This is a genomic window from Ruminococcus bromii (genome assembly GCF_002834225.1).
Lineage (GTDB): Bacteria > Bacillota > Clostridia > Oscillospirales > Acutalibacteraceae > Ruminococcoides > Ruminococcoides bromii.
This window is the reverse complement of the sequence record NZ_NNSR01000045.1, coordinates 22,989-39,315: the sequence shown is the minus strand read 5'-3', so window position 1 is coordinate 39,315 and position 16,327 is coordinate 22,989. Positions and strand designations below refer to the sequence as shown.

Below are 16,327 nucleotides of genomic sequence, written 5' to 3'. Positions count from 1 at the left end.
AATAGTATAGCATAAAGCCGTGATTTTTAAAAGTGATATTTTTAATTTTTGTGTAAGGTATAAGTCTTATTTTGCCCAATATTTGCGGTCAAGACTGCGGTATTGAACCGCCTCAAGAACATGCTCGGAGCGGATTATTTCCGACTCGTCCAAATCGGCAATGGTTCTTGCAACTTTCAAAACCCTGTCATACGCTCTTGCGGTAAGTCCAAGACTTTCAAAAGCGTCTTTGAGCGTCTTTTCAGCCTCTTTATCAATTACGCAGACCTTTTCAAACTGCTCTGCGTTAATTTTTGCGTTGCAGGTTGTTTTACTGCCCTTAAATCTTTCACGCTGAATTTCTCTTGCTCTGTCGGCTCTCTTTTTGATGTCGGCTGAACATTCGGCAGATGAAGTGTCACGCAGTTCTTCAAATTTCACGGCAGGCACTTCTACATGGATATCAAAACGGTCGAGAAGCGGCCCCGAAATGCGGTTGAGGTAGCGTTTTATCTTCTGTTCCGAACAGGTGCATTTTCTTGTCGGATCACCGTAATATCCGCACGGACATGGGTTCATTGCGGCAACCACCATAATCGAACACGGATAGGTGCATTTCTGACCTGCTCTTGAAATTGTGATAGAGCCGTCCTCAATCGGCTGACGGAGTACCTCAAGCGACGTCCTTGAAAATTCGGGCAGCTCGTCAAGGAACAGCACACCGTTGTTTGCAAGTGAAACCTCACCCGGTCTGATAGTTCCCGTACCTCCTCCGCCGAGTCCTACGGGCGTTACCGTGTGGTGAGGCGAACGGAACGGCCGTGTTGTGATAAGTCCGTCATGCTTTAGCGTTCCTGCAATTGAGTGGATTTTTGTGGTTTCAATCATTTCGTCAAAGCTCATATCGGGCAGAATTGACGGAACTCGTTTTGCAAGCATACTTTTGCCCGAACCCGGAGGGCCTATGAGCAGAATATTGTGACCGCCGGCAGCGGCAATTTCAAGCGCACGCTTTACTTCAAGCTGACCTTTTACCTGTGAAAAATCCGGAATGTAGTCCTGCTCTTCCTTCGGTGAGTGTGTATTCGGCTTTGCGGGTGCAGGTTCAAGAATGCTGTTGAGATAATCTTTCAGTTGAAGTATATTGTCAACACCGTACACTTCAATTCCGTCAACAACAGCGCCCTCGCTTGCGTTGGCTTTCGGAACATAAATTTTCTTTATACCGCATTCCTTCGCCTTGATAACCATGGGCAGAACTCCGTTGATTCCTCTGACTTCTCCCGAAAGCGAAAGCTCGCCGATGAATGCGCAGTCGGAGATGTTGCTTTTAATCTGATTGAGCAGTACAAGAATTGCAACCGCAATAGGCAAATCGTAAATCGGTCCCTCTTTTTTTATGTCGGCAGGGGCAAGGTTTACTGTTGTGTGTGCGGCAGGATATTTAAAGCCGCAGTTTTTTAATGCGCTCAGAACCCTGTCCTTGCTCTCACGCACGGCGGCGTCGGGCAGACCTACCATATCAAATTCCCGTGTGCCGTAATACATTGACGCTTCAAGCTCAACCTTGTAGCCGTCCATACCGCTCACACCAAAGCTGTTGCAGGTAACAACCATCAAAATTCCTCCAGACCGTTAATTTGAAATTAAGTAAAATATATTTTATTATACCATTTTCCTTTTCTCTTAACAAGTTTCATAATGTATGTAATTTCGACTTTATTTCAGCTATTTTGCACAATTATTTTCAATATCATAATGCAATATTACAGAATTTGCTTTTAAGTTGTTGACATTTATGCGATTTTGTTATATTATTAAGCGTATAAGAATAAGTATTAGGGGCAGGTTATGACCGAATTGCAAAAATCCTACGGTGTTTTATCCGACGCACAGCTTGCGCATTTTGTGAGCCTCGGTGATGACCGTGCTTTTGACGAACTTGCGGTGAGGTATCTTGACACAATCAGCATAATTGCACGAAAGTTTTCGGCAGAGGGCTATGAACACAATGACTTTGTTCAGGAAGGACTTGTGGGACTGCTTTGTTCCTGCAAAGCCTTTGACCAAAACGGCGGTGCAAGCTTTAAAAGCTATATGTCGGTTGTTGTTGAGAGAAGATTTATTTCGATAATCAGACGGGGTGAGCAGAAAAAAGCCATTCCCTCATCAAGCATTGTTCCGATGGACGATGTGGGCGAGTCAATTGAAGATTCCGCCAAAACTCCCGAGGAGCTTTTGATGTGCAGGGAACAGCTTAATCAGCTGTTGTCACGCCTTCAAGGCATTTTGTCAAAATCCGAGTACGATGTTCTTATGCTTTACGGCAACGGCTTGAGCTATAAAGAGATTGCCGAAAGGCTTTCCGTAACCGAAAAAACGGTTGATAATGCACTTCAAAGAGCAAGAAAAAAGGTTCGTGTCGGATTGCAAAAATAGCATATGTCCTTAAACAGTATTGCGGTGCAACTCCGCACAGGGCAACAAACTAACCTCCGAGAGGTAGAAAAAGAGAGGTAAATACCAATGTACGAAGATAAAACACTTGTCTGCAAAGAATGCGGAAACGAATTTGTTTTTACTGCAGGAGAGCAGGAATTTTACGCTGAAAAGGGTTTCACAAACGAACCGCAGCGTTGCAAGGCTTGCAGACAGGCTCGTAAAAATGCTGCCAAGACAGAGAGAGAATTCTTTGAAACCGTTTGCGCTGAATGCGGCGGAACTGCAAGGATTCCTTTCAAGCCTGTTGAGGGCAAAAGCTACTATTGCAGCGAATGTTTTGCAAAAAGAAAAGCAGCTGAATAATTAATTGAATTTTTATTGTTTTAGTTTAATTTCTCGTAACTGAGGTTAAATATTTTAATTTTAAAAGCTTGATTATCTTCAGACTAATTTCAAATTTAAAAAGCTAAACACAAAAACGGTGGGCATCTGCTCACCGTTTTTATTTCATAATATCACTTCGTTAAAATCAGCAGGGGTCGAGTGTGAAAGCAATTGGGTATAAAAATAACGGTGCATTGACAATAAAAATATAGTACGGTGCGCAAATGCAAGTAAAGGATAAGGCTCGTTTATTCTTTTCTTTTTTATCAAACGAAAACTTTTTGAATACTACGGTTCTTGCGATGAAATATTCAACCAAAGCGGATAAAACTGTAAAAATCAAACAAACAGGTATGTATGTAAAATAATAAGTAGCATACATAGCCATAAATGAGGCAAATGAAGCAATACAGTTTATAACTGAAAAAATCAGAACTACTGTTATGTAATTTTTTCCTGTTATAAGTGTTATGTTTTCCATACAGGCTTTTCTTTTTGCATAATTCATAGCAATGAAAACTGTAACAGATGTAAAAAGTACAGATGCAATTATGTTAATAAACAGGATAACAAAAGTATATTGCGGATCAAATGTTGTGTTGAACATAAATGTCGAGTTAAACATAAACCAAACCTCCTTAAACACAAAATCAAAATATAATACTGTCGATAATCATATCTACAATCATTCCGTAGGGAATCAGAAATTCATAAGGTGCATTTGCAAGTGCGGTGAAAAACGAGAGTTTTATTCTTTTATTTTTAGAAACTTCAAAATCTTTATAAACAAATTTGTAATTGACGAAAAACAGAATGAGAATGTTTGCAATAATCAGAAAAGTATAGGGTATTGCAAAGAGTAACCACAAACCGAAATCACATTCTGCACCAAGAACAACGATTGCAAATACGGTAACAGCTGTCGAGAAAAATTCAGGCAACAGTTCATCAAAGAATGCATTTGTGTAAATTGTATTTATGGTGCATAAACTGATGAAAAGTGCAATTATTGCTATCGAAACATATTCAACACCAAGTGAAATAAATGTTGTTTTTACTGTTTTAAAATTGCCGCTATATGACTTTTTAGCAAGATATTTTGAAATGCCGTGATTTATGGCAAACAGTTTTCCTGTGCTTATTCCGATAGCACCGATGCAGAGTATAGTATATAAAACTGTTCTTAATGCAAAGTCGCTGTACATAAAATCACGCTCCTTATCAAGTAATTGTGCTAATTCATTAGTACAATTATATAATACAATATCTTTGTACAATTGTCAATCGGCAAACACAAAATTTTTGTTTAATTTCAAATGCTTTTTTGCGAAAATTGTATTAAACCGCCCGAATAACATACTTGTTGTCAAATTTGCTCATATAATGTATAATAATAAAAGTAACGATACCGAGAAGGTGATTGCCGTGACGATTGAAAAAATTAAGAGAATTTATGCATCTACCGCAATTTACAAGTTTTCGCAGGGACTAAAGAACGCTGAAACCGATGACTTTGATTCAGCGTTTGACAATGTGCTTGATTTTTTCGGAAACAAAATCGAGGAAGACGCTCTTAAAATTGAATGTTCGGGCGATGAGGTTAATATGATGTTCCTTGACTTTGTAAGAATGTTATCGTCAACCCGTCACCTTGCAATGTGTGTGTTTGTAAACGGCAATGCCGATGTTGATACAGTCAAAAGACTTGAACGCTTTTCGGGTTGGTCGGAGTGCTTTAAGGTTGTTCGTGATATGAATAAACATGATGACAAAATCTGCATCTACATAGGTTTTATAAATTGGTTTGACGGTGAAATTTACGATGTTGATTACACGGTTAATGTGATTATGTAAGGTCAAATTGCTTGAAAAGTCAGACTTTATCGGATAAAAATCGAAAGTCAGAAAAAGTCAAAAATATTTTAAAATATTAGGAAACGAGAGCATAAGCGAGGATTCGTGAGAATTTCAAAGCTTATGCTTTAATTTTTGACTTTAATTGACTTTGACTTTCTCTGACCTTGATATTATAATGTAGTCAAACAAATGAAAAGAGGCGACCAAAATGAGAATGAGCGATTTGGTGGCACAGTACATTATAGAGATGCTTGACCGTGAAAACGGCAGTGCGGAGATTCAGCGAAACGAACTCGCCGGCAACCTCGGATGTGTACCAAGCCAAATCAATTATGTTATAACCTCCCGATTCACTCCCGAAAAAGGCTACATTGTAGAGAGCCGTAGGGGCGGCGGCGGATTTATCCGAATAAGCCGTGTGAAGATGGATAGAGGTACGGCGCTTATGCATATAATAAATTCGATTGGAACAACACTTGACAAGGCAAGTGCAGAGGCAATGCTCAAAAATATGTTGCAAAGAGATATGATTGAGCTTACATCGGCAAGGCTGATAGCCTCGGCGTTGTCCGACAGAACGCTTACAAATGTTGAACAGAGTAAACGAGATGCCGTGCGAGCGGACTTGTTCAAGAATATGTTGCTCACATTAAGTTGATTTTGAACGGAGGCAGTTATTATGAAATGTCAAAAATGCGGTGCTAACAATGCAAATACTCATGTAAAGACCGTTATCAACGGTGAAATTAAGGAATATGATTTGTGCAGTGAATGTGCAAAGAAAATGGGATACACAAACATCTTCGGTAACTTTGAGGACGAATTTTCGGGACTCCTCGGAAGTTTCTTCGGCAACAGCCTTCCCGCAAGAACTCAGGCAACACGCTGTGACTTCTGCGGAAGCTCATATTCCGATATTGCAAAGTCGGGTCATGTAGGCTGTGCAAAATGTTACGAAATCTTCGGCGACCAGCTTCTTCCTTCAATCAGAAGAATCCACGGCAACACAACCCATTGCGGTAAGAACAGCCGTTTCGGTACAAAGAAAGCCGAAAAGAGTGCCGAGATGACAAAGAAAGATAAAATCAAGGCACTTAAAAAGGAACTCGACAAGGCAATTTCGGAACAGAATTTTGAACATGCCGCAGAGTTAAGAGACCAGATTAAGGAAATGGAGGCTTAATTATGAGTAACGAAGTAATTTCCACCAGAGTAAGACTTGCAAGAAACCTGAAAGATTACCCGTTTCCGTGCCGACTGTCCGAACAGGGCAGAAAAAAGGTTATTGAAAAGGTTACAAGTGCAATCAGGGACAGCAACAGCTCAATTGCCTCGGATTTCAATCTGATTAAGCTTGATGATTTGACAGAGGCACAGGGTGTGTCACTTGTTGAAAGACATCTTGTAAGTCCAGAATTCATCAGCGAAACAGAGGGCAGAGCATTGCTGTTGAGCAAGGATGAAAGCATGAGCATTATGATTAACGAGGAAGATCACATAAGACTTCAGGTTATCACAGACGGCTTGTCGCTTGAACAGGCATATGACACAGCCGATAAGCTTGACACCCTGCTTGATGAAAACCTTGAATTTGCTTTTGATGACAAGCTCGGTTATCTTACACAATGCCCTACAAACCTCGGCACAGGCATGAGAGCCTCTGTTATGCTCCATCTGCCGGCACTTGAAAAGAGCCGTACAATCGGCAGAATTGCGGGCAACCTTTCAAAGCTCGGACTTACAATCCGTGGTGCTTACGGTGAAGGCTCAGAACCCAGCGGTTCGCTTTATCAGCTTTCAAATCAGGTAACGCTCGGTATCTCCGAAAAAGCCGCAATTGAAAATCTTGAGAACATCACAAAACAGCTTGTTTCTCAGGAACGGCAGGCAAGAGAAAGACTTGCAAAGAGTATTGATATTCAGGATAGCGTAAGCAGAAGCTTAGGCTTGTTGAAATCGGCAATGGTTATGACTCATGACGAGGCTTTAAAGCTGTTGTCAAATGTTCGTTTCGGCATTTTGTCGGGACAGATAAAAGATGTTACCGCAGAGGTTGTTGACTCTCTTATGGAAAAAATTGAGCCTGCAACGCTTATGGTAAACTCAGGAAAAAATCTTTCCGCACAGGAAAGAGATATTGAAAGGGCAAAAATTTTAAGAGAGGCTCTTTCATAGAAAATAAGCAGTTAATACATTATCCACAAGGAAGGGTGATGATTTTATGTATCAGTTCAAAGGTTTTACAGAAAAAGCAAACAAGGCGCTTAATCTTGCGATTGAAAGTGCAGAGGAGATGCGCCACAACTATGTCGGTACAGAACATATTCTCTACGGACTCGTAAAAGAGGGCAGCGGTGTTGCCGCAACCGCTCTTAATGAGTGCGGAGTAACGGAAGATGCTCTCCGTGAAAAGCTTGAATCCATCAACGGTACAATGTCGCTCGTTGAGCTTACTCCCGATGATTTTACTCCCCGTACAAAGAGAGTTCTGAGAGCCGCAGTTATCATTTCTTCAAAAACAGGCTACACCTATGTAGGCACAGAGCATTTGCTCCTTGCAATCCTTTCGGAGAGCGACAGCTACGCAGTTGCTTTTCTTGAAGAACTCGGTGTATCTGTTGAAAGACTTGCACAGGCTGTGTCAAAAGGTATGCAGGGCGGTGCAGAGGAAGGCTTCGGCGGTTTTGAAAACGAATCCGCTCCGAACGGTTCACAGAAAGGCGGTTCGGCTCTTGATAAATTCGGCAGAGATCTTACTCAAGCCGCAAAGAACGGTGAAATTGATCCTGTAATCGGCAGAGAAAAGGAAATCCAGAGGGTTATCCAGATTCTTTCCCGCCGTACAAAGAATAATCCTGTTCTTATCGGTGAACCCGGTGTAGGTAAAACTGCGGTTGCAGAGGGACTTGCACTTGAAATTGCAAAGGGCAATGTGCCTGAAATTCTTAAAGACAAGCGAGTTGTCAGCCTTGACCTCACAGGTATGGTAGCAGGTGCGAAGTACAGAGGTGACTTTGAGGAGAGAATTAAGGCGGCTATTGACGAGGTTAAAAAGTCAAAGAACACTATCCTCTTCATTGATGAACTTCATACTATCGTTGGTGCAGGTGCCGCAGAGGGCAGTGCAGACGCCGCAAATATCCTTAAACCGTCACTTGCAAGAGGCGATTTTCAGGTTATCGGTGCAACAACTCTTAACGAGTACAGAAAATATATTGAAAAAGATGCCGCTTTGGAGCGTCGTTTCCAGCCCGTAAAGGTTGGCGAGCCTACTCCCGAACAGGCTGTACAGATTCTCAAAGGCTTGCGTGACAGCTACGAGGCACACCATAAGGTTAAGATTACCGATGAGGCAATCAATGCCGCAGTAACATTGTCATCAAGATATATCGCAGACCGTTACCTCCCCGATAAGGCAATTGACCTTATTGATGAGGGCGCGTCAAAGGTAAGGCTTGCATCTCTTACATCTCCTGATAATGTAAAGGAGCTTGAAGATGAAATTGCAGACTATGAAAAAGAAAAGGCAAGCGCAATTAACGAGCAGGACTTTGAAAGGGCTGCACGACTTCGTGATGAGCAGAAGGAACTTCAGACAAAGCTTGACGATGCAAAGAAGAAGTGGCAGGAACAGCAGAAGGGCAACAGCGGCGAGGTAACTGCCGAGGATATCGCAAAGATTGTGTCCGAATGGACAGGTATCCCTGTTGTTCAGCTTACTAAGGAAGAAAGCGAAAGGCTTCTTAACATGGAGAATGTTCTCCACGAAAGAGTTATCGGTCAGAGCGAGGCTGTAACTGCAATCGCAAAGGCTATCAGACGAGGCAGAGTAGGTCTTAAAGACCCGAAAAGACCTGTCGGTTCGTTTATCTTCCTCGGTCCGACGGGTGTCGGTAAAACAGAACTTTGCAAGGCTCTTGCAGAGGCAATGTTCGGCGATGAAAACGCAATGCTCCGTCTTGATATGAGTGAATATATGGAGAAACACACCGTGTCAAAGCTTATCGGCTCACCGCCCGGATATGTAGGCTTTGAAGAGGGCGGTCAGCTCACCGAAAAGGTAAGAAGAAAACCGTATTCGGTTGTACTCTTTGATGAGATTGAAAAGGCTCACCCAGATGTATTCAATATGCTCCTCCAGATTCTTGAGGACGGCAGACTTACCGACTCACAGGGCAGAACGGTTGACTTTAAGAACACCATTATCATAATGACCTCTAATGTCGGCGCAAGACTTATCACAGAAAAGCAGAGTTCACTCGGTTTTAATTCCGAAAATGAGAATGCCGAAGAGAGCGAGAAAAAGGACATCAAGGAGCTTGTAACAGGCGAACTCCGCAAGGTATTCCGTCCTGAATTTTTGAACCGTGTTGACGATATTATCGTGTTCAACAAGCTCAACAAGGACGAAATTAAGCAGATTGCCGTTAAGATGCTCAAAACTCTTGAAAACCGTCTTGATAAGATGAATATTAAAATCAGCTTTACAGACAACGCAATCAGCGAGATTGCCGACAAGGGCTTTGACGAAAACTACGGTGCAAGACCTCTCCGCCGTGCAATACAGAACGAGATTGAAGATCCGCTTTCAGAGCAGATGCTCGAGGGCAAGGTCAAGGACGGCGCAGTAGTTACTTGCGATTTCGCAGACGGTCAGTTTACCTTTACAACAGCAAACGCCAATTAAGCGTAATCCTTAATAAAAATAAAATCAACCGCAGAGCTAAAAACTTTGTGGTTGATTTTTTTGCTTTGAATATCTTGACAAAAATGAATTTAAGGTGTACAATCAAGCCGAAATCAAGCCGACAAAAACACAAGAGGGTGTTAATTATGAAAAAAATTATCTCGATTATGTTATTAGCAGTTGTTATTTCAACTTCAATTTTGTTTACAGGTTGTGGTGGTGAAGTTGCGTCAAATAACGCTCAAACTTCTGATGAAGCCGATACAACTGCTTTATCAGATACTACTCCGACCGCAGATCCAAACCAATTTTCAGTTGAATTTTATGACTACAAAACTAATGAACTCATTTCAAAATCAAACAAAAACAACCTTAACGAAAAGTTGAAGGCATCTGACGATTTGATATATATGACATCTGATAATAAGGTGGATTCGATAGATGTTGAACCGAGTTATGTACTTCTTTTATCATACCTGAAAGATACCAGTCGAGATATTTGGGTTTTGATATATGTCAAGGGTGATGATGTCTATGTTCAGGCTGACAAAAGGCACGCAAACATAAACCTTGACACGGCAGGCTATGACATCTATAAGAGCAAATACAATAAATCGCAGCTTGAAGAACTGATAAAATAATCACAGCATAGAGCTGCCTACATTTAAACAATTTTACAAAACACGGTGTAACCCAAATACATAGGTTGCATCGTGTTTTTTTATATCAAATTTCTGTTCATAATTTGAAAAGTGTAGCTTTTGCCCCTCAATTTGCATTGAAAAGTGTATTTTTTAGCTGTTCCTATTGAGGTGAAATCGGGCAAGGATTACACGGTCCACAGCGCCTTGAACACATTTATAAGCAACGAAGATTATCACATTAAAAAAGCCTTTGTCCTTTCAAACGAGGGAACAGTAACTTCCGACGGAAAGACTAACTATAAAAATCAATGCCAAAACAGAAATAACCCTTTGAGAAAAGGATTTCTCCTCTCTCAAAGGGCTGGTTGACAAACCGGAATTTATATTGCAATCATTTTTTCTTTAATTCTAGAATATTCTTCTCGATCTGCTGTATAACCCCCCTGAAATCATCATCCGTTTTTCCTGTCGGATCTTCAAGTTTCCAGTTGTCATCAAACGCTCTGCCGATAAACGGACAACCTACATCACAACCCATGGAGATGTCTGGCTCCGGGATGCTTGATATCAGCTTAGAATACTGCTTTTTCTCCATGTCGATGCCGTAAAGCTCCTTCATGAGACGGACGGCATCCTGATTGATCTGGGGCGCAGCAAGTATGATGGAATCCTTCAGGAAATCAAGTCCGTATGATTCTGTATAATTTCTGTGAATTAGTGACTTCTCACGCTGTGGTAAAAACATCTAAAAATACCAAACACATCTATAAAATTAATTTCGCCATCACAGTAAACATATGCAGGGCATATCTCAAACACGGTGGTAACGAAACAGAGACCATGCTTCTCATACAAAAGTATCTGACACCTGTCAGGTACAATCGAAATTATCCTATCCACCTCCGTCCAAAGAAAAATAGGGATTTCATGTATCGGGTTTCATAAATCGCGTTACCATTATACTCCATTATGAGGCAGATATGCAATCTGTCTTTTTGTCATACCCCAAAAAATGATTTGAACTCATCATACACCTGCTTTCTACACATTAGTGCACCTAAAAAATACAGCATTTCTTAACTGAACAGTATTTTCAATGCATGACCGCATATGATATACTGTTTTCATCATAAAAAACCTTATCTAGGAACCGTAATAATTCTATTCAAATTTTCTTCCTGATTCACTTCACTCTGCATGTACGGTCATATCACTTTCCTTTTTTTTAGACATAAACCAATAAAATATAACACAAAATGCTAAAGCAAACACAACACCAAAAACATTTTGAATCACTCTAAGACTAACTGCTCCTTGTAGTCCATAAGTCTCTGCAGCAATGGCTAAAGCACCAAATGTGTTAAATACTGCCTGCCAGCCATATTGTGCTGAAAATCCTACACCGATTCCACCAAGAATTCCTATATATGCATAGATTGACGAAGGAAGCAGAAAATATAATACTGTAAAACATATAACACCTGCAATATTTCCGACAATCCTTTTACGGACTCTGTAGTGCATATCTTCCATAGACGGCAAAATCACGGACATGGCCGCAATACCAGCCCACATTGCACGTGGCATATTACAAAGTTCTGCAATGCAAAGGACAATCGGTACGCATAAAATCTGACATATCTGCCATTTTGTTCTGGAAGAAGTGATATCAAATTCTTGTATCAGATCTTTCAGATTACTTTTATAAGTTCTGTTTTTATGATTTCGATAAAATACGAAGCAGGTAAGTGCTGCACCTAAAGCCATTCCGACTAATCGCATCTGATAGCTTTTTCCCGTAACATCATAACCATATAGCAGCAGATACCCAAGAACCAATGTAGATTGATTAAACATGAATGGATTATGGCATCCGAACAGAATCAACACAGCCAGTGCCGCAATATTTAACAGCATTCCCAATACCGGTGAAAACTGATTTGCTAAATGCGGACATACAGTCATAATTACAAAGAACAAAGCCAAAAGCATCGTAGATTGTCCGGTGTGGATCCCCAGATCCGCATTTCTAAACACCATGAGACATAATAAGACTACTACACCTACAATGCTGTTCTCATTTCCAAATAGGATGCTGAAAATACTAACAAAGAAAAAACAAAATGCCATTGTAACAGCTATCTTCACCAGATATACCCACATATGATATAATTTTTCTTTTAGTGTTTTACTCTTTTTCAACAGGTTTTTAGAACCTGCCTGATTTAACTGCAACTCCTGATAAAATGTCATATAAATCATCCAATCTTCTAATTTATCTTAAAACTATATAATCTCATCTTTCTGCTTTGGCAGCTCTACAACAAATCTGCATCCACCATATTCACGGTTTTCTGCTTTGATTGTTCCTCCGGCACTATCTACAATCCGTTTTACAAGTGCAAGACCTAGGCCATTTCCTTCTGCTTTATGAGATCCATCTACCTGATAGAACTTGTCAAATATTCTGGATTTTACATCATCCTCTATTCCTGGTCCTTCATCTTCCAGAATGAATTTAACAGAATCCTGTTCTTGTCTCAGAAACATCGTAATTGTCCCCTTTGAAGGGCTGAACTTAATCGCATTATCCAAAAGATTTATCCAGATATGCATAAAAAGTCCTTCATTCCCAGTATATTTAACTTCCTCCAATTCTACCTGAAAACCAATTTCTTTTTCTGTCCATTTTGTTTCCAATGAAAGAAATGCCTGGCGGATCTGTTCATCCAGACGATATTCTGTTTTTTTCATTGGTATATTCTGATTCTCTAACTTGGATAACAGCAAAATATTACCAACCAATCCGGAAAGTCTTTGGGTGTTAAATAAGATTTTTTCTACATATTTCTCTTGATCCGGAGACAGTTCTTCTCCCTGAAGCAGCATTGTATATCCTTCAATGGCATTAATCGGGGTCTTAAACTCATGAGAAACATCAGATACAAAATTCATCTGCAGCACCTCTGTTGCACGAAGTTCTTTTGTCATAACATTAAAACTTTGATAAGATTCTCCAACTTCTGCTATACGGCTGTTCGTTTCCAAATGCTGTTCAAAATCTCCCTGAGAAACTTCCTTCATTGCTTTACTAAGTCTGGTAATTGGTTCCAGTAACTTTGCATTAATAAAGGAAGTGATCAGCCCTGCAATCAATGTATTGAAAATCAAAAGCCAGCCAAGCACAGATATGCTGCCCGGCAGATTAAAAAAATGATTCAAAAAAGCAAATAATAAAGCAGATATGACTGTTGAAAATACAAGTGCCAGCCAGATTGCACCGGTCAGACAGGATCGGATCCGCAATCCTTTTTCTTTCTTTTGTTTCATTATTTTTTCACCACCTTGTATCCAATTCCACGCATTGTTACGATTTCAAAATCAGGGTTATCTTTAAAATGCTCTCTGATTCTTCCTATATGTACCTCTATCGTATGTGGGTCTGCTTCCGTCTCGTATCCCCATACTTCATCCATCAACTGTTGTTTTGTAAATGTTCTGCCTGGCGAAGCTGCAAGCTTATATAAAAGCAGGAATTCTTTTTTAGGCAAAACAAGACTTTCCTTATCAGTTGTAACCGTCATTGCATCATAATCAAACTCTGTTGAACCGATCACAATTTTGTGTTCATTCAGTATCTGTGCACGGCGAAGCAGTGCTCCGACTCTTAAAACCATTTCATTCACATTTACCGGTTTTACCATATAATCGTCACTTCCCGAAAGAAATCCCTGGCGCATATCATCAAAGGAACCTTTCGCAGTGATCATAAGTACCGGTATCTGATATCCTGCTGAACGGAGTTCCGACACCAGTTCATAACCATCCATAACCGGCATCATAATATCGGAAATGATCAGATCAATATACTCTTTATCCAATATTTCTAATGCCAGTGCTCCATCCGATGCACTTTTGACCTGATATCCATTCTTCTCAAGCACATTTTGGAATAGCTGGCTTAATTCTTTATCATCTTCTACAATTAATATTTGAAACACGATCTTCTTCCTCCTTTTTCATCTCGTAATCCTCTTTTTACACCATACTCTGAATACCAGATTCTTACTAATGCTATCATTTTGTTCACAAAAAATTGCTTGCTGTTTCATATAATTTTCCAAATTGCTCATTTGAATCGCTCCTTTCATTCTGTTATGAACTTACATACTATACTCAGATATTCTTGTTTCCAGAGCATTCAGCATTGTCTGTTCTTTTTCTCATTCTTATTCATTAACAATACAATACAATGGAAAACTCAATTTAACCTCAACAAGGTTTGTTTTTTAATCCATGCAAAATCTTCTTTGTACAACAGACTGTTAGATATAGCAAAAACGGCCTTTCAAAAAAAGTTAACTTCTAAATCAACTGTTTTTTGAAAGGTCGTTTCATCAGATTCTTATAGCAATCCAGCAAATAATCTCATAAATAATTGTCCCAGTCGCAAATATGCACTTCGTCCGGTTTGATATTGGTCTGTCACATCTTCTCCGAAGCGGTCAACCATTGTTTTCATCAGGCTGTTATCACACCGTAAATCTTCAAGAACTTTCTCGCCTGAGAACATAGAGAACACTTCTTTTGTAAAATTCTCTTCTCAAAGGGCTGGTTGAAAAACCGGAAGTTAACTAATGGATGCCATTTTATCAGTCGGCCATGATCTCCTGAGAGCCACATAGGAGATTAAAAAGTTTGCAAGCCAACCAGCCGGTACAGCAAGCCAGACAAAGGCAATGCCGAAACGCGGTGCACAGATCAGGGCAACGGACAGACGAATCGCAAGGTTCACCATGTTTGCAACGAGGAACGGACGCATAATTCCGAGACCGCGAAGAACTCCATCGGTTGCCATCTTGATACCCATGAAGATGAAAAAGTAACCAATCCACCTCATATAATCACCGGACACCTGATAGGCAAACGCCGTTCCGTCTTTTCCTAAGAACAGCGAGGAGATCTGCGTGTGTAGCGTTTCAATGACGAGAAAGGCAAGAACGGCAAAGCACACATCCAGCACCAGTGCAGCATGGTAGCCTTTTTTGATACGATCAATTTTCTTTGCACCAAGATTCTGGGAAACATACGGCGAAACCGCATTGCCGATGGATACAAAGATCAATGAAAAAACATTTTCCACCCTCATCGTTGCTGTATACCCGGCGAGTGCCTGTGTACCGAAAGGATTTACCACTGCCTGTACAATCATCATACCGATGGACACTGTGGACTGCTGTAAAACCGACGGCACCGCAATGCGAAGCATGGAATACAGCTCCTGCCGTTCAAACCTGTTAAAGGGGCTTTTATATTGCCGCATCCGTGCAAAGAAAATCAAAAACGAAAACACTGCGGAAATTCCTTGTGCAATCAGGGTTGCAATAGCCGCACCGAACACACCGAGACCTAGCCCGGCTACCATCCAAAGATCCATTAAAATATTCAGGATGGACGAAAAAATCAGCAGTCCCAGCGGAATTTTGGATTCGCCGATTGAGGTGAACATGGTAGAAAGAATGTTATACATAAACAGAAACGGAAAGCCCACAAAATAGACCCGCAGATACAGTACTGCATCATCCAGTATGTCAGCGGGGGTTTGCAGTCCACTCATCATCGAGCCGGCGAAGAAAAAGCCAAAAACACCAAGGACTATACTTAGAAGCAAAAAGCTAATCAAGGAGGTTGACACGATTGTTTTCATTTTGCCATACTCCCTGGCTCCGAAATAACGGCTCACAAGCACACCGGCTCCGACACCGGCTCCCAGTGCCACACAAATGAACACATTGGTCAATGCTGCACATGCACCGACAGCTGCAAGTGCGGAAGGACCAACAAACTGGCCGACAATAATAGAGTCGGCCATATTGTATATTTGCTGAAAAAAACTTCCAAGAATCATTGGCATTGCAAAAACCGTCAACGCTTTGAGGGGCGTATCGGTTATCAAATACTCATCTTTCGACATTATCATATTCCTCCATGGTATCCCATTCACTTACCTTCTCAAATTCCGATTTATCTAATTTCTATTAACATCTATTTCACTGTTCCTTAAACTTCATTTTTCATGTCATCCCTACAAACTGGAAGTTGCACTTCCTCACTCATCTTCTTTTTTATTGTTTCTACTAATATTCGAGCTTAACAATAAAATTCCAGAGCATAAAAATAATACCCAAATTATAATATTTTCTTGATTTATCGCATTATAAATCAAGCATATTATGCTTAATATAATCTGTACAATTGAACAAATCACTCCTATTTTTTGTGTCTTTTTATCCATCATTGTCTCCTCCATAAATTCCGATTTGTCTTTTTCTTT

18 protein-coding genes are annotated in these 16,327 nt (G+C 40.5%); 10 read left to right on the top strand and 8 right to left on the bottom strand.

Translation table 11 applies throughout. The features are described from left to right. Positions 1-66: 66 nt before the first annotated feature. Positions 67-1,596 carry a YifB family Mg chelatase-like AAA ATPase gene (locus tag RBATCC27255_RS04910; RefSeq protein WP_101028986.1) on the bottom strand — a complete coding sequence of 510 codons (1,530 nt, stop codon included), beginning with the start codon at positions 1,594-1,596 and terminating at the stop codon, positions 67-69. 234 nt (positions 1,597-1,830) lie between these two features. On the opposite strand from RBATCC27255_RS04910, the gene RBATCC27255_RS04905 reads away from it, so the two are divergent. The 3 genes from RBATCC27255_RS04905 to RBATCC27255_RS10445 all read left to right on the top strand — a co-directional run bounded on the left by RBATCC27255_RS04905 (position 1,831) and on the right by RBATCC27255_RS10445 (position 3,173). Further along, positions 1,831-2,418 carry a sigma-70 family RNA polymerase sigma factor gene (locus RBATCC27255_RS04905; protein WP_101028985.1) on the top strand — a complete coding sequence of 196 codons (588 nt, stop codon included), beginning with the start codon at positions 1,831-1,833 and terminating at the stop codon, positions 2,416-2,418. A gap of 87 nt (positions 2,419-2,505) precedes the next feature. Further along, entirely contained in the window at positions 2,506-2,784 is a 279-nt protein-coding gene (locus RBATCC27255_RS04900) for a zinc-ribbon domain containing protein (protein ID WP_015523333.1), read from the top strand. Positions 2,785-3,029: 245 nt separating this feature from the next. Beyond that, on the top strand, positions 3,030-3,173 hold the full coding sequence (locus tag RBATCC27255_RS10445; RefSeq protein ID WP_169923258.1) for a hypothetical protein: 144 nt from the start codon (positions 3,030-3,032) through the stop codon (positions 3,171-3,173). A 282-nt stretch (positions 3,174-3,455) separates the two neighbouring features. Here the strand turns inward: RBATCC27255_RS10445 and RBATCC27255_RS04890 are convergent, their stop codons facing one another. Continuing rightward, a complete protein-coding gene (locus RBATCC27255_RS04890) occupies positions 3,456-4,010 on the bottom strand; it encodes a hypothetical protein (RefSeq protein ID WP_101028983.1) in 555 nt (184 codons plus the stop codon). A gap of 178 nt (positions 4,011-4,188) precedes the next feature. Here RBATCC27255_RS04890 and RBATCC27255_RS04885 point away from each other — a divergent pair, with 178 nt between their 5' ends. The 7 genes from RBATCC27255_RS04885 (at position 4,189) to RBATCC27255_RS10545 (ending at position 10,362) form a co-directional block, all read left to right on the top strand. After that, complete coding sequence (locus RBATCC27255_RS04885; RefSeq protein WP_021882919.1) at positions 4,189-4,659, top strand: hypothetical protein; 471 nt, start codon at positions 4,189-4,191, stop codon at positions 4,657-4,659. A 211-nt stretch (positions 4,660-4,870) separates the two neighbouring features. After that, a complete protein-coding gene (locus tag RBATCC27255_RS04880) occupies positions 4,871-5,320 on the top strand; it encodes a CtsR family transcriptional regulator (protein WP_021882920.1) in 450 nt (149 codons plus the stop codon). Positions 5,321-5,341: 21 nt separating this feature from the next. Then, positions 5,342-5,845 carry a UvrB/UvrC motif-containing protein gene (locus tag RBATCC27255_RS04875; RefSeq protein WP_021882921.1) on the top strand — a complete coding sequence of 168 codons (504 nt, stop codon included), beginning with the start codon at positions 5,342-5,344 and terminating at the stop codon, positions 5,843-5,845. A 2-nt stretch (positions 5,846-5,847) separates the two neighbouring features. Then, positions 5,848-6,837 carry a protein arginine kinase gene (locus RBATCC27255_RS04870; protein ID WP_101028981.1) on the top strand — a complete coding sequence of 330 codons (990 nt, stop codon included), beginning with the start codon at positions 5,848-5,850 and terminating at the stop codon, positions 6,835-6,837. Positions 6,838-6,883: 46 nt separating this feature from the next. After that, on the top strand, positions 6,884-9,349 hold the full coding sequence (locus RBATCC27255_RS04865; RefSeq protein ID WP_046431994.1) for an ATP-dependent Clp protease ATP-binding subunit: 2,466 nt from the start codon (positions 6,884-6,886) through the stop codon (positions 9,347-9,349). Positions 9,350-9,495: 146 nt separating this feature from the next. Then, complete coding sequence (locus RBATCC27255_RS04860; protein ID WP_101028980.1) at positions 9,496-9,990, top strand: hypothetical protein; 495 nt, start codon at positions 9,496-9,498, stop codon at positions 9,988-9,990. A gap of 144 nt (positions 9,991-10,134) precedes the next feature. Next, positions 10,135-10,362 (top strand): hypothetical protein, encoded by a 228-nt coding sequence (locus RBATCC27255_RS10545; RefSeq protein WP_206602212.1) that lies wholly within the window; start codon positions 10,135-10,137, stop codon positions 10,360-10,362. 22 nt (positions 10,363-10,384) lie between these two features. Here RBATCC27255_RS10545 and RBATCC27255_RS10580 read toward each other — a convergent pair whose 3' ends face one another. The 6 genes from RBATCC27255_RS10580 to RBATCC27255_RS04815 form a co-directional block, all read right to left on the bottom strand. Next, positions 10,385-10,738, bottom strand: coding sequence for a low molecular weight phosphatase family protein (locus RBATCC27255_RS10580; RefSeq protein ID WP_242958575.1), 354 nt, complete (start codon positions 10,736-10,738; stop codon positions 10,385-10,387). Positions 10,739-11,181: 443 nt separating this feature from the next. Then, positions 11,182-12,246 (bottom strand): FUSC family protein, encoded by a 1,065-nt coding sequence (locus tag RBATCC27255_RS04840; RefSeq protein WP_101028977.1) that lies wholly within the window; start codon positions 12,244-12,246, stop codon positions 11,182-11,184. Positions 12,247-12,279: 33 nt separating this feature from the next. After that, positions 12,280-13,323 (bottom strand): sensor histidine kinase, encoded by a 1,044-nt coding sequence (locus tag RBATCC27255_RS04835; protein WP_101028976.1) that lies wholly within the window; start codon positions 13,321-13,323, stop codon positions 12,280-12,282. Then, a complete protein-coding gene (locus RBATCC27255_RS04830) occupies positions 13,323-13,994 on the bottom strand; it encodes a response regulator transcription factor (protein ID WP_101028975.1) in 672 nt (223 codons plus the stop codon). Before RBATCC27255_RS04830 ends, RBATCC27255_RS04835 begins: the two co-directional genes overlap by 1 nt. Positions 13,995-14,623: 629 nt before the next feature. Continuing rightward, positions 14,624-15,967 carry an MATE family efflux transporter gene (locus RBATCC27255_RS04820; RefSeq protein ID WP_101028974.1) on the bottom strand — a complete coding sequence of 448 codons (1,344 nt, stop codon included), beginning with the start codon at positions 15,965-15,967 and terminating at the stop codon, positions 14,624-14,626. 135 nt (positions 15,968-16,102) lie between these two features. Beyond that, positions 16,103-16,291, bottom strand: a complete 189-nt coding sequence (locus RBATCC27255_RS04815; RefSeq protein ID WP_147337740.1) for a hypothetical protein — start codon at positions 16,289-16,291, stop codon at positions 16,103-16,105. Positions 16,292-16,327 lie beyond the last annotated feature (36 nt).